Annotated in this window: 14 protein-coding genes; 7 read left to right on the top strand and 7 right to left on the bottom strand. The window is 69.7% G+C overall.

Annotation, left to right across the window (positions count from 1 at the left end):
* The first annotated feature begins 77 nt into the window (after window positions 1-77).
* On the top strand, window positions 78-1,511 hold the full coding sequence (locus tag DU484_RS15850; protein ID WP_114606409.1) for an NAD(P)H-hydrate dehydratase: 1,434 nt from the start codon (window positions 78-80) through the stop codon (window positions 1,509-1,511).
* A complete protein-coding gene (gene moaC / locus DU484_RS15845) occupies window positions 1,504-1,989 on the top strand; it encodes a cyclic pyranopterin monophosphate synthase MoaC (protein WP_114606817.1) in 486 nt (161 codons plus the stop codon). The genes DU484_RS15850 and moaC overlap by 8 nt, the downstream gene beginning before the upstream one ends.
* Here moaC and hflX read toward each other — a convergent pair.
* Window positions 1,986-3,278, bottom strand: coding sequence for a GTPase HflX (hflX, locus tag DU484_RS15840; RefSeq protein ID WP_114606408.1), 1,293 nt, complete (start codon window positions 3,276-3,278; stop codon window positions 1,986-1,988). The two genes, moaC and hflX, sit on opposite strands and share 4 nt — an antisense overlap.
* A 240-nt stretch (window positions 3,279-3,518) precedes the next feature.
* Between hflX and DU484_RS15835 the strand changes: the two genes are divergently transcribed.
* Window positions 3,519-4,943, top strand: coding sequence for a plastocyanin/azurin family copper-binding protein (locus DU484_RS15835; protein ID WP_114606407.1), 1,425 nt, complete (start codon window positions 3,519-3,521; stop codon window positions 4,941-4,943).
* 128 nt (window positions 4,944-5,071) lie between these two features.
* Window positions 5,072-5,413: an FUN14 domain-containing protein gene (locus tag DU484_RS15830; RefSeq protein ID WP_394338747.1), complete on the top strand. Its 342-nt coding sequence runs from the start codon at window positions 5,072-5,074 to the stop codon at window positions 5,411-5,413.
* Here the strand turns inward: DU484_RS15830 and DU484_RS15825 are convergent, their stop codons facing one another.
* The 5 genes from DU484_RS15825 to DU484_RS15800 form a co-directional block, all read right to left on the bottom strand.
* Complete coding sequence (locus tag DU484_RS15825) at window positions 5,414-6,139, bottom strand: ribosome assembly factor SBDS (RefSeq protein WP_114586901.1); 726 nt, start codon at window positions 6,137-6,139, stop codon at window positions 5,414-5,416.
* Window positions 6,140-6,184: 45 nt separating this feature from the next.
* Window positions 6,185-6,997: a TrmB family transcriptional regulator gene (locus DU484_RS15820; RefSeq protein WP_187347716.1), complete on the bottom strand. Its 813-nt coding sequence runs from the start codon at window positions 6,995-6,997 to the stop codon at window positions 6,185-6,187.
* Window positions 6,998-7,417: 420 nt separating this feature from the next.
* Complete coding sequence (trxA, locus tag DU484_RS15810) at window positions 7,418-7,753, bottom strand: thioredoxin (protein ID WP_114586899.1); 336 nt, start codon at window positions 7,751-7,753, stop codon at window positions 7,418-7,420.
* A gap of 64 nt (window positions 7,754-7,817) precedes the next feature.
* Window positions 7,818-8,480 (bottom strand): 2,5-diamino-6-(ribosylamino)-4(3H)-pyrimidinone 5'-phosphate reductase, encoded by a 663-nt coding sequence (locus tag DU484_RS15805; RefSeq protein ID WP_114606405.1) that lies wholly within the window; start codon window positions 8,478-8,480, stop codon window positions 7,818-7,820.
* Between the two features lie 5 nt (window positions 8,481-8,485).
* Entirely contained in the window at window positions 8,486-9,244 is a 759-nt protein-coding gene (locus DU484_RS15800; RefSeq protein ID WP_157969379.1) for a YqjF family protein, read from the bottom strand.
* Window positions 9,245-9,486: 242 nt separating this feature from the next.
* Here DU484_RS15800 and DU484_RS15795 point away from each other — a divergent pair, with 242 nt between their 5' ends.
* The 3 genes from DU484_RS15795 to DU484_RS15785 are packed head-to-tail and all read left to right on the top strand — an operon-like array spanning window position 9,487 to window position 13,158.
* Window positions 9,487-10,761: a Single-stranded DNA binding protein gene (locus tag DU484_RS15795; protein ID WP_114586896.1), complete on the top strand. Its 1,275-nt coding sequence runs from the start codon at window positions 9,487-9,489 to the stop codon at window positions 10,759-10,761.
* Window positions 10,758-12,395 (top strand): hypothetical protein, encoded by a 1,638-nt coding sequence (locus DU484_RS15790; protein WP_114606404.1) that lies wholly within the window; start codon window positions 10,758-10,760, stop codon window positions 12,393-12,395. Before DU484_RS15795 ends, DU484_RS15790 begins: the two co-directional genes overlap by 4 nt.
* A gap of 4 nt (window positions 12,396-12,399) precedes the next feature.
* Window positions 12,400-13,158 (top strand): metallophosphoesterase, encoded by a 759-nt coding sequence (locus tag DU484_RS15785; RefSeq protein WP_114586894.1) that lies wholly within the window; start codon window positions 12,400-12,402, stop codon window positions 13,156-13,158.
* An 11-nt stretch (window positions 13,159-13,169) separates the two neighbouring features.
* On the opposite strand, the gene DU484_RS15780 is transcribed toward DU484_RS15785, so the two are convergent.
* Window positions 13,170-13,523, bottom strand: a complete 354-nt coding sequence (locus DU484_RS15780; RefSeq protein ID WP_114606403.1) for a hypothetical protein — start codon at window positions 13,521-13,523, stop codon at window positions 13,170-13,172.
* Between the last annotated feature and the right edge of the window lie 51 nt (window positions 13,524-13,574).

Here is a 13,574-nt window from a genome sequence, read left to right as displayed (position 1 = left end):
TTTCGACGGCCGGTGAAACAAGGGTTGCGTTCGCGCCGTGGCGAATAGTATAACGGCCGTCGGGGCAACGTTCGGGTATGATCACAGCCGAACGCATGGCCGCGGTCGACGAGAACGCGGCCGCCCTCGGCGTCCCGCGCAAGCAGTTGATGGAGTCGAGCGGCAACGCCGTCGCCGCCGCGGTCCGACGGGTCGCGGACCCCGACGACTCGGTCGCGCTGGTCTGTGGCCGCGGCAACAACGGCGGCGACGCCTTCGTCGCCGCGCGCTTCCTCGACGACTACGACGCCACGGTCCATCTGCTGGGTCGCCCCGAGACCATCTCGACGGACATCGCCCGCGAGAACTGGACCGCCCTGGAGCGAGCCGAGTACGACTCCCGCGTCGTCCGCGACTCCCGGGACCTCGACCTCGGCGCCCCCGACGTGGTCGTCGACGCGATGCTCGGGACGGGTGTGGCGGGCGCGCTCCGCGAACCCGAGCGATCGGCCGCGGCGGCGATCAACGAGTCGGGGGCGACCGTACTCGCCGTCGACGTGCCCTCCGGCGTCGACGCCGACACGGGCGAGGCGGCTGGCGTCGCCGTCGACGCCGACCACGTCGTCACGTTCCACGACGCCAAACCCGGTCTCGACGACTGGGACGTGACCGTCGCCGACATCGGCATCCCCGAGACGGCGGAACTGTTCGCGGGGCCGGGCGACCGGCGCGTCCTCACCCGCCCCGGCGACGCCCACAAGGGCGACTTCGGCGAGGTACTGGTCGTCGGCGGCGGGCCGTACACGGGCGCGCCCGCCCTGGCCGCACAGGCGGCGATGCGAGCCGGCGCCGACCTGGTGCGCGTGGCCTGTCCCCGCGCCGTCGCCCGCGAGGTCCAGGGGTTCGAGGCGGGGCTGATCCTCCGCCCGTTCGACGGCGACCGACTCACGGCCGAGGGCCTCGACCACGTCCGGACGCTCGCGGCCGACCACGACGCCGTCGTCTTCGGCCCGGGACTCGGCGACCACGAGGCGACCCTCGCCGCCGTCGGCGACTTCCTCGCCGACTACGACGGGCGGGCGGTGATCGACGCCGACGCCCTGCAGGTGGTGCCGGAAGTGGAGACAGAGGCCACCCTGCTGTGTACGCCCCATCAGGGCGAACTCCGGGGGATGGGCGGCCCGAGCGCCGACGACTGGCGGGCGCGACTCGACGCCGTGGCGGACTTCGCGGCCGATATCGGGCACACCCTACTGGTGAAGGGCGCCTACGACGTGATCTCCGACGGCGCCGACGCCCGGGCGAACCGCACCGGCAACCCGGGGATGACCGTCGGCGGCACCGGCGACGTGCTCGCCGGGATGGCGGGGGCGCTCCTCTCGACGCAGGAGCCGGTCGACGCGGCGACGCTCGCCGCCTACGCCAACGGCCTCGCCGGCGACCGGATCGTCGACCGGCAGGGGTACGGCCTGCTGGCGAGCGACCTCTTACCCGAACTGCCGCGGGCGCTGTGGGGTGGTGCCGATGAGTGACCCACAGGACGACCTGACCCACACCGACGAGACCGGGAACGTCCAGATGGTCGACGTGGGCGACAAGCCAGACACGTCGCGACGGGCGGTCGCGCGCGGCGAGATTCACCTCCAACCCAGCACCATCGCAGCCATCCGCGACGACGAAATCGGGAAAGGCGACGTGCTGGCGACGGCGCGCGTCGGCGCCGTGCAGGCGGTCAAACACACTTGGGAGACGATTCCGATGTGTCACCAGATCCCGATCACGAACGTCGAGACGGAGTTCGACGTGGGCGACGAGCTAGTGACCCTGACCGTCGCCGTCGAGACGACGGGCAAGACCGGCTGCGAGATGGAGGCGCTGGAGGGCGTCACCACCGGGCTGAACGTCGTCTGGGACATGGTGAAGGCGGCCGAGAAGGACGACGAGGGCGAGTACCCCGACACCGCGATCCGTGACGTGCGGGTGATCGAGAAGACGAAACGGGAACTCTAGGCGTCGACGGCCGTGAGGTCGCTCGCCTTCGCGCGGGCGCGTTCGACGATGGAGGGTCGCGCCTCGAACTCCAGGACGACCTGCTCGCCCTCGTAGGCCTCGCTCTCGACGTTGGCGTGGTCGTGGACCCACGAGACGAGGCTCATGGTGTCGTCGGCCATGGGGAGGACGAGACGTTCGAACTGCCAGTCGGGCAGTTCGCGCTCGATCCGGTCGCGGAGTTCGGCGACGCGCTCGCCGGTCAGCCCGGAGACGGCGACTGGATTGGGCGCCAGCGCCGACAGCGCCTCCCGCTTCTCGGCGAGTTCGTCGTCGTCGACCCGGTCGATCTTGTTCAACACGGTGACGATGGGCGCCTCGTTGCGTTCGTAGAGCGTGTCGTGGCAGGTGACGAGTTTCTCGCGCATCGCCTCGACCGACTCGCTGGCGTCGACGACGAGGAGGACGAGGTCGGCGTGATAGACGGAGTCGAGCGTGGACTCGAAGGACTCGACCAGCCAGTGGGGAAGATCGGAGACGAAGCCGACGGTGTCGGTCAGGAGTACGTCCCGCTTGCCGGTGTCGGCGCGGCGGGTGGTGGTGCCCAGCGTGGTGAAGAGGCGGTCCTCGCTCTCGGCGGTGGTGTCGAGGTCCGGGTGGCGACCCTCGTTCTCGTCCACGTCGAGTTCGGCGGCGAGACGGCGCATCAGCGTCGACTTCCCGGCGTTCGTGTAGCCCGCGAGGGCGACGAGGTCGAACCCGGACTCGCGGCGCCGGTCGCGTCGGGTCTCCTCTTTCTCCGCGATGGCGTCGAGTTCCCGCTTGATGTCCGCGATCTGGTTTTTGATGTCGCGCTCGCGGCTCTCGTCGTACTCGCCGAGGCCCATGAACCCCGGCCGCTCGTCGCGCTTGGCGAGGCTGGTCTTGGCCTCGGCGCGCGGCAGTTCGTACCGGAGTTCCGCGAGTTCGACCTGCAGCTGGGCCTTGCGGGTCTGGGCCCGCTGGCCGAAGATGTCGAGGATGAGCGTGAAGCGGTCGACAACCTCGACGCTCTCGGGTAGTTTGCCCCCGATGTTGTAGGTCTGGTAGGGACCGAGGCGGTTGTCGACGATCACGGCGTCGGCGTCGACGCGCTCCGTGAGTACCGCGAGTTCCTCGACTTTCCCCTCGCCGAAGGCGTAGGCGGCGTCCTCCTCACGGGTCTGGGTGAGTTCGCCCACCACCTCGTAGCCCGCGGCGCGCGCGAGGTCCTCGATCTCGCTCAGGTCGGCGTCCCCGCGCTCGACGCGTTTGGCGACGACGGCCCTCATCGGTCCACCGTCCGAGTCGTGTGGATTCCCTGCACGTTTCCTGTCGTGGTAGGTGCTCGAACCACTTAAACTCCGCTCGGCCGGGGCTCGTGAGTCGTTTCGCCGACCGTCGCCGCCGAATAATATACAATTAATTAACAGGTTTTCCGACGTAGCCGGTCCCGTCTCGCGCCCGGTTCGGCAACAGGTCGGTCGATGGTTCGACTCCATCGGTGGGACCTCCCCGGGAGGGGAGCCACGATGCCACAGGAATTCACGCTCTCACGACGGAAAGCACTCGCCGCCCTCGGTACCGTCGGCGTCGCGTCGGCGGGGGCGGGGGTGGGGACGAGTGCCTTCTTCAGCGATCAGGAGTCGTTCACGAACAACTCGCTCGTGGCCGGAACGCTCGATATGAAGGCGGCGTACTCGGTTCACTACTCGGACTGGTCTGTGGACGAACTGGACGGCATCGACGACGCCGACGTCACCATGACCGACGGCGAGGCCCGGTTCGAGCCGGGACCGACGAGGGTCCCGGGTATCGAGTTCGCCACCGAGAGCGACTTACAGCAGTTCCTCGCGAACACCCTGGTACACGCGGACGGCGACGCGTCCTGTCCGGACGGCACCGACGCCGAGGACCTCCAACGGCCGGTCGTCGAACTGGACGACGTCAAGCCCGGCGACCACGGCGAGGTCACGTTCGACTTCGCGCTGTGTGACAATCCGGGGTACGTCTGGCTGCAGGTCGCCGACGCCACGGCCTCGGAGAACGGGTACACGGAACCCGAGGCCGACGACCCGGACGAGGAGGAGGGCGTCGTCGAACTCCTCGACGCCGTCCGGGCCGCCTACTGGATCGACGACGGGGACAACTACGTCGACGGCGACGAGACGTTCGGGTCGCGGGGGTCGCTCCGGGAGATTCTGGGAGAGCTCTCGGGGCTGGGTGCGGCGCTCGACGGCGACATCTCCGCCGAGGAGGGCGGCGGCACGGGCGAGCAGGGCTGTTTCTCCGCCGGGGAGCATTCGGTCGGGTTCGTGTGGTGGCTGCCGGTCGACCACGCCAACGAGATTCAGAGCGACTCGGTGCGGTTCTCGCTGACCTTCTACACCGAGCAGTGCCGCCACAACGACGGCACCGGCGACCGGCTCTCGGCCTTCGTGAACGACGACGCGCCGCTCAACGACCAGCCGTGGGACGGGGTCGTCGCCGACCGGACCGGCGAGGAGGAAGTCGTGGTGGCGAACAACGCCCTGACTCAGGTGAACTTCCCGAACGTGCCGCCGTTCGGGCCGCCGCCCCAGACGTTGCCGTTCGGGTTCACGCCGCGGGTGGTTCGGGTGTCGACCGGGACGACCGTCAGGTGGGAGTGGAAAACCTACGACGACACCGAATCGCCTCCCGCGGATCCCGAAGATCCCGACGGGCCATTGCTCTTCAATATCATCCCACACAACGTCGTCGCGCTGGACGGGTCGTTCGGTAGCGGCCCGCCGGAGCCCGCGGAGCCCACGGAGACGGCGCCCGACTTCAGCCACACGTTCACCGACCCGGGGCTCTACCTCTACTTCTGTGAACCTCACGGTGGGCCGCATTTCCACCACTCCTCTCCCGGCGTCCCGTTCCAGGAGGTCATCAACGAGACCGGTATGCGGGGGGCCGTCATCGTCGAGGACTGACGGCTCCGGCGTGTGCGCTCTCATCGCTCCGGCTCCGTCTTCCGGGCGCTCTCCGACGGTCACGTCCCCTCCGGGCATCGGACCGCCCGCGCCACAAACGACTTAACCGCGACCGGCCCACTGATGGTATGGACTGGCTTCTGGTCGGGTTACAACTGGGGATCGACCCACAGCAGTTGGGGTTGGAGTTCGGCGGCGGCGCCGTCATCGGGGGCATCATCGGGTTCGCGGCGAAGAAACTGGCGAAGGTCATCGCGATCATCGTCGGTCTCGAACTCGCGCTGTTCAAGTTCCTGGAGTCGCGCGAAATCCTCACCGTCGACTGGGCGGCGCTGTCGGCCGGACTGTTGCAGACGGGTGAGGGCGCGGCGTCGAGCGGCCCGCCCGGCTGGCTGTCGACCATCCTCTCGACGCTCTCGGTGTCGGCCGGCTTCACCGGCGGGTTCCTGCTCGGCTTCCGGCGGGGATAACTACCTGACGTTCAGGTCGTCCTCGTCTTTGACGATGCGCGTCTCCGCCTCGCCGCTCGTCACCTCGTTCACCAGGTCGTAGAAGTCGTTTTGCATCCCTGCGGGGAAGGTGAGCACGCCGATCCACGAGCCGTCGGCCTGCCACTCCTCCCGGTCCAGGTCGCCGAACTGGCGGATCTTCGACTGTGCGCTCCCGGCCTTGTCGGCGGGCACCTGTACCGCGACGGTCACCTCGGCGAAGCGGATGGGGATGACGGGGCGGAGGGCGTCGAGGGCGTCGTCGACCTGCGTCTCGACCCGCTCCATCGGATCGACGCGGAAGCCCGCCTCCTCCAGCGCCCGCTCGATGCGTTCCGGCGGGTGGGGCGCGTCGTCCATCTGCGGGTTGACCGCGTTGCGCGCGATGCGGTTGATCAACTGCTTGCGCTTCTGTTCTTGCATCTCGCGGCGCTGGTCGGCCGTGATCTGGATCTCGCCCCGCTTGACCACCTCCGGGATGATTTCGAGGGGGTCGGTCGTGCCGAACACCTCCTCCAGATCGTTCTCGGCGGGGCGGTCGCCCCGCGAGGCGTCCTCGAAGACGTCTTCGGCGGCGATGACGTCCTCGAGGTCGCCGTCGAACTCGCCGCGTTTGATCGCGAGCGCCGCATCGGGGTCGATCAGTACCTCGAACCGCTCGCCGTGGGATTCGAGGCGTGCGGTGACGGCCTCGTCCAGCGAAATCATACCGCGAGGTAGTTCCTCCGGGAGTATATAGTCTCGGCCGCCGGCTCACTCCTCGGCGACGATCCCGTCGGTAAATCCCGTCGCCATCAGCCGCCGTACCACCGCTACCAGCCCGTTGTCGAACCCCCGCCCGAACACGGCCCGCTCGTGAGCGTCGTCGTCACCGGTGAACGAACTCACGAGGATGGCCGACTGATCGACCAGCAGGAGGCGTCCGAGGTCGGTCTCGTCGTCGGGGAACGGCGACTCGGTGAGCACTTCGATGCCCGAGACGAACACCTCTGCGTCCGGGAGGTTGGCCTCGATTCGCTCGCGGATCGACTCGTCCCACGTCCCGACGACGACGTCCACCCCGCGGTCGCTGGCCGTCCGGAGACGGTCGAGCAGTTCCTCGGAGAACACCGATCCGTGGCGACTGACGATGATCACCTCCTCGGTCGCCTCGTCGATCAACTGTCCGACCCGGCCGTCGATGCTCGCCGATCCCGACAGCGACCAGACCTCGTGGGTCACCTCCGCCTCGTCGGTATCGTCGATCCGGTCGAGGTTCCGGAGCGCGGTCCGGAGCGCCTCGGTCCGCTCCTCGTACTCGGCGCGGATCGTTCCGATCGCTTCGTCGATCGATACGGCCCGGAACTGCTTGGGACTCGAGTGCTGTACCTCGACCAGCCCCTTCGTCTCCAGCGCCTTGATCGCGTCGTAGACGCGGGTGCGGGGGACCTCGGAGATGTCACTGATCGCCTTCGCCGTCCCCTGTGGCCGGCGCGACAACGCCACGAAACACCGGGCCTCGTACTTCTTGAACCCCAACTCATGTAGCAGTTCGGCCGCAATCCGTTCGTTCGGGTCCTCGTTCATGGGTTCCAACTCCCAGTACCGGCCGCCCGGCTATCGACGCTCCCCCGCAGTCATCGAGACGATTTTCCCACCGAGTAAAATCACAGCGAGTTGACTTATTTTTATCGGCTGAAACCGTACGTCGACGAGCAGGGTCAGCACCGCCCCGAAACAGCAGCTCGATCGATCTGTGGTTCACCGCTACCATTACAACTTCCGTCGTACGTCGCCCGTTTCGAATCGCTCGTTCACTCTGTTACTCACAGTAACGCTATACGCTCCCTCGACGACGAGCCCCACGTCCGAAGACGGGTCGCGGTCCTCGGCGGTCGATTTCCTCACGAAACTCGACTCGAGCACCTACGCCGCGCGGACACCTCGGCCGACTCCCGATCTGGACCGCGAGCGGATGCTCGTGAGCGTCCTCGTCGACGGGGACGGTTAGGAGAGGTCGTCGATGATCTCGACGAGGTTCGACTTGTCCTGGACGCCGATGAGTCGCTCGGCCTGCTCGCCGTTCGCGTAGAACTCCAGCGTCGGGACGCTCCGGATGCCCCGATCCTGAGCGAGCGCCTGCAGTTCGTCGATGTCGACTTTCAGAACGACGGCTTCGGTTTCGGCCGCGATCTCCTCGACCGTCGGCTCCAGCATCTTGCAGGGGCCACACCAGTCGGCGTAGTAGTCGACGAGAACGACGGCGTTCTCGGCGATGAGTTCGTCGAGGTGGTCGGCGTCTTCGACGTGGATGGGTTCCCCCTCCGCGGTCGATTTGCTCATACGAGCCCGTAGCCACGCGAACCCCTTAACGGTTGAGTCGTTCGGGCGGCCGGGCGCACGACCGTCACTCCGTCCGGTAGGTGAGCACGACGCCGTCGTCGAGGCGTTCGACGCTCCGGAGGTCGAGCGTCGGGAAGTCCGCGACGAACCCCTCGCCGTCGGCGAGCGTCGGCGCGTCCCGTCCGCCGACGACGAGCGAGCCGACGAAGACGCTCAACTCGTCGACGAGACCGGACGAGAACAGCGAGTAGATGAGTTCGCCTCCGCCCTCGGCGAGCAGGCGCTCCACCCCCTCGGCTTCGAGAGCGTCCAGCGCGGCGGGCAGGTCGACCCGCTCCTCGCCCGCTTCGATCACCGTCGCGCCGACGTCGCGCAGGGTTGCCAGTCGGTCCTCGGGCGCCGCCGCCGAGACGAGCAGATACGTCTCGGCGTCGTCGTTCAACAGCGTCGCGTCCGACGGCGTACGGGCGCGGGAGTCGGCGACGACCCGCGCCGGGCTGGCGGGGCGCCCGTTGCGCAGGCGTTCGACCCGTCTGTCCTCCGATTTCACGCCGAGATGCGGGTCGTCCGCGAGGACCGTCCCGACGCCGACGAGGACGGCGTCGGCCGACGCGCGCAGGCGGTCGACGCGGTCGAAATCCGCGTCGCCGGAGATGCGCACCTGTCGACGCTCGTGGGTCGAGAGCTTCCCGTCCACGCTCGTCGCCGCGTTGACGACGACTTCCATGCCGATCACTTCGCGTCGGGGCGCAAACCGCTTTCGGTGGTCGACGCGGCCCGGAGCGGTTCGACCCGCATCTCGAACCCGGGACTGTAGTGGACGACCGGATCGGCCGTCGGCGCCGGCAGATCGGCCGCCTCGAAGAGGCCGTTCGCCCGTATCGTCGCGTCCACCGACCGGAGGTCCCACGGCTCCCGGTCGAGTTCGCCGACCCGTACGCCCCCACCGGAGCGTCGCCCGGTCCCCACGCGCCGGTCCTCGTCCGCCGGCAGGAAGTACCGGAAATGCTCGATGCCGAACGCCTCGAAGGAGTCCGGTTCCGCCCGGTACGGCTCCCCAGTCGGCCGATATCGTGCGTGGAAGACGGCCGGCGGGTCTCCGTCGCGCCGGCTCCGGAACGTCACCGTCTCGTCCCGACGGGTTATCCGCATCGACGCGCGGTGGATGGGGATGCCGAACGCCCGCCGCCCGACCGCCGCCGGGAGTCGCGCGCCGGTGTCGAGCGAGAGGAAGTAGACACCCAACTGTCCGTCCAGCGTGACGTACGTCCGGAAGACGAGTTGGGGGAGTCCCCGCTCCAGCCGCCGCGGGAGTCGGACCGGTCCGGGACCGAAGCCGCGCACCTCGATGGCGAGTGCGCTCACCCACGCGGACCCGTCGAACGTCGCCACGTCGAGGGCGTCGGGGACGCGGGACTCGACGACGGCCGAGTCGAGAGGCCAGTGAGCGAACAGCACGTCGCGCCCGGTGACGGTGAGGACGGGTGGCACGGTCGGAGTTGGCGCGCAGCGACTTCGGTCTGACGCCGGCTGTCGACTAGTTCGTCGACCGCGAGTGACCGCAGGGAGCGAGCGGGCCGAGAACCGACCGAAGCGAGACGGCTCGCCGTCTCGCGGAGGGAGGGACGACGGCTTTTGATCGAGCTTTTGCCAGGGAGCGAGCGAAGCGAGCGACCGCAGCAAAAGGTCGGGAGTCGTCGTTTTTTATGCCGGCACGACCAACGCCCCACCCGATGAACGTCGACGATCATGCCGAGGAACTCGCCTCCGACCTCGGCGTAGACAAAGCGGAGGTCAAAGAGGACCTGCAGAGCCTGCTGGAGTACAACGTCCCAGTCGAGGAAGCCAAGGCGAGCATCCGCCGCAAACACGGCGGCGACGGCGGTTCCTCGTCGTCGGCACCGACGGCCAAGTCCGTCGCCGACGTGACGCCGGACGACGGCTCCGTCACCGCGACGGTCCGGGTGCTCACGAAGGGGACCCGCTCCATCCGCTACCAGGGCGAGGATCAGGTGATCCGCGAGGGCGAGTTCGCGGACGCGACGGGACGCATCTCCTACACCGCGTGGGAGGAGTTCGACTTCGAACCCGGCGACTCGATCACCGTGGGCAACGCGAACGTCCGCGAGTGGGAGGGCCGGCCCGAACTGAATCTGGGGACGAACACCACCGTCGCCGCGGCGTCGGAGGCGATCGAGACGCCGTACGAGGTGGGTGGCGACCGCGACCTGGTCGACCTCGAACCCGGCGACCGCGGGCGGGCCGTCGAGGTGACGGTACAGGAACTCGACCGCCGGACCATCGACGGCCGCGACGGCGAGACGGAAATCCTCTCGGGCGTCGTCGCCGACGAGACGGCGCGGCTCCCGCTGACCGACTGGGATCCCCACGCCGACGTCGAAGAGGGAGCGTCGGTCCGTCTCGAAGACGTGTACGTCCGCGAGTATCGCGGCGTGCCGCAGGTGAACGTCACGGAGTTCTCGACGGTTCGGCGGCTGGACCGCGAGATTACCGCGCCCGCGACGGCGCCCCACATGGGCGTCGGCGAGGCCGTCGACTCGGGCGGCCTGTTCGACGTGGAACTCGTCGGCAACGTCATCGAGGTGCGCGACGGCTCCGGCCTGATCGAGCGGTGTCCGGAGTGTGGGCGCGTCGTCCAGAACGGGCAGTGTCGCGCCCACGGCGACGTCGAGGGCGAGGACGACCTGCGCGTGAAGGCCATCCTCGACGACGGAACGGGGACGGTGACGGCCGTCCTCGACACCGACCTGACCGCCGCGGTGTACGGCGGCGGAGTCGAGGACGCGAAGCGCGCGGCCCGGGACGCGATGGACAAGGAAGTGGTGGCGGACGAAATCCGTGACCGCATCGTCGGCCGCGAGTACCGGGTCCGGGGATCGCTCTCGGTCGACGAGTACGGCGCCAACCTCGACGCCGACGAGTTCGCGGAGAGCGCGGACGACCCGGCGGACCGGGCGAGCGAACTCCTCGCGGGGGTGGCGCGATGAGCGCCTCCGACGACGGTCCCGGCCGCCGCGAGGTGGCCTATCGCCTCTTCGCCGCCGAGTTCGACGACGCCACCCTCTCCTACGCCGAGAGCGACGAGGAGCGGGCGCCGAAGTACGTCGTCACGCCCACCGGCGCGCGGGTGAACCGGCTGTTCGCCGTCGGCGTCCTCACGGAGGTGGAGTCGGTCAACGACGACGTGCTCCGCGCCCGCGTCGTCGACCCGACCGGCGCCTTCGTCTCCTACGCCGGGCAGTACCAGCCCGACGCCGCGGCCTTCTTCGAGCGGACCGACCCGCCGGCCTTCGTCGCGCTCACGGGCAAGGGCCGAACCTTCCAGCCCGAGGATAGCGACCGGGTGTACACCTCGGTTCGTCCGGAGAGCGTATCGACCGTCGACGCCGAGACGCGAGACCGGTGGACCGTCTCGGCCGCCGAGGCGACGCTCCGCCGCGTCGCGGCGATGGCCGACGCGCTCGCCATGGACGAACGGGGCGACGAGTTGGCGGCGGCCCTGCTGGACCGCGGCTACGACGAGTCGCTGGCTGCGGGCATCCCGGTCGCCCTCGACCACTACGGGACGACGGTCGCCTACCTCGACGCCGTGCGGGAAGTCGCCCTCGACGCCCTCGAAGTCGTCGCCGGCGACCGCGACGAGGTGCGGGCGCTCGACGTGGCGCCCGACGACGCGGGCACCACGTCACTCGGCCCGCTTCCGGAGGCCGTTCGGCGGGCGTCGCCCGACGACGCCCCGGCCACCGCCGAACCGGCGGCGGTCGAATCGACGGCGGCGTCGACTGCCGACACCACGACGACGGAAGCCGAGACGGCGACGGACGAGCCGGCTACCTCGAGGCCGAGCGACGCGTCCGCGGACGCGACGACGGCCGACGCCACGGCGACGGACGAGTCGGATGCGTCGGCGGCGGACGCATCGGCGGCGGACGAATCGGCAGCGGACGCATCGGCGGCGGACGAATCGGCAGCGGACGCATCGGCAACGGACGAATCGGCAGCGGACGCATCGGCGGCGGACGAATCGGCAGCGGACGCATCGGCGGCGGACGCATCGGCGGCGGACGACACCCTCGGCGAGTTCGACGCCGGCGACTCCGAGGATGCCATCGGTGACTTCGACGCCGGCGACTCCGAAGACGACCTCTACGAACTCGACGAGGAGGAGCGTCGCGAGGTCGAGGAGGAGTTCGACGTGGGCTTCGAGAGCGGCGCAGAAGTCGACGATCCGGGCGAGGCCGGCATCGACGTTCCGGGGCCGGAGGAACTGGACGAGGCGTCGGCCGAGGCGGGGGCCGCGGCCGACGCGGATGCCGACGGCGACGCCGACGGCGACGCCGACGCTGACGCTGACACGGGGTCCGACGCCGCCGACGCTGACGCTGACACGGGGTCCGACGCCGCCGACGCCGACGCGGCTGCCGACGTGGACCTCGAAGCCGCAGCCGTCGACGCCATGTCGGACCTCGACGACGGCGACGGCGCGCCCCACGACGAGGTGGTCGCCGCGGTGGTCGAGGAGTACGGCGCCGATCCGGGCGCTGTCGCCGACGCCATCGAGGACGCGCTGATGAGCGGGAAGTGTTACGAGCCGAGCGAAGATCGGTTGAAAGCGATCTGAGCGGATGGCGCTCGTCGAACCGGTGCCCGGAGCGCCGGCCGCCGTCGCGGACTGCGGCGCCGAGCGCGCGCTCGTCGTCGCCGACTACCACGCCGGCATCGAGGCCGGCCTCCGCTACGAGCGCGGCGTCGAACTCCGGAGCGACGCCGACGGTCGCCGCGCACGCCTGTGTGCGCTCCGTGATCGCGTGTCGCCGGACCGCGTCGTCGTCGTCGGCGACCTAGTCCACCGGATCGGCGACCCCGGCGAGGGCGAGCGCGACGAGGTGGAGCGACTGCTCGACGCGCTGGCCGTTCCGCTGACGCTCGTCCCCGGCAACCACGACGGCGGCGTCGCGGACGCCTACGACCGGATCGAGGTGGCCGACGCCGGCGGCCTGCGACTGGGGGACGTGGGGTTCGTCCACGGCCACACCTGGCCCGACCGGGCGGTCCTCGGCGCCGAGACGGTGTGTATGGGCCACGAACACCCGCAGGTTCGGCTGGAGGACGCGGTGGGCGGCGGCCGGACGGAGAAGGCGTGGCTCCGGGGCCGCCTCCGCCTCGAACCCTTCGCCGACCACTTCGAGGTGGCGCCCGAGTCGCTGGGCTGGGGGGACTCCGAACTCGTCGTCTTCCCGGCGTTCAACGACCGCTCGGGCGGGACGTGGATCAACGTCGACGGGCAGACGTTTCTCTCGCCGTTTCTCCCCGACGGCCTCGCCGACGACGCGGAGGCGTACCTGCTCGACGGGACGCGGCTGGGCGCGTACCGGCGGGTGTGACGGCGCCCGGCCTACGCGCCCGGCACGCCGAACGCGCCGATGCCGACGCCGAACGCGGCGTTCACGACGAAGAGGATGACCAGCGCCGCGATCCAGGCGACGAGTCCCATCACGGCGGCCGTCCCCCAGCCGCCGGGGTAGCGCCACTTCAGGACGCCGATCCAGACGATCAGGGCGACGACGGGGCCGATCAGCGGAAGCCACGAGACGACCGCCCAGCCGAGGGCGCCGAGGAGGGCCGTGACGACCGCACGGCCGTAGTCGTCGACGTCCGCGACGACCCGCGCGCCCACGTAGATGGCGAGGCCGCCGACGAGCGCACTGACGACGAACGTGACGAGCGCGCCGACGAATGGAACGGGCATGCAGACGTGTTGTTCGCCGACGGACTAATCCTTGTGGCCGACTCGCCCCAC

The sequence above is a fragment of the Haloplanus rubicundus genome (assembly GCF_003342675.1).
Lineage (GTDB): Archaea > Halobacteriota > Halobacteria > Halobacteriales > Haloferacaceae > Haloplanus > Haloplanus rubicundus.
The sequence above is the reverse complement of the archived record's forward strand: the minus strand, read 5'-3'. Positions and strand labels throughout refer to the sequence as shown.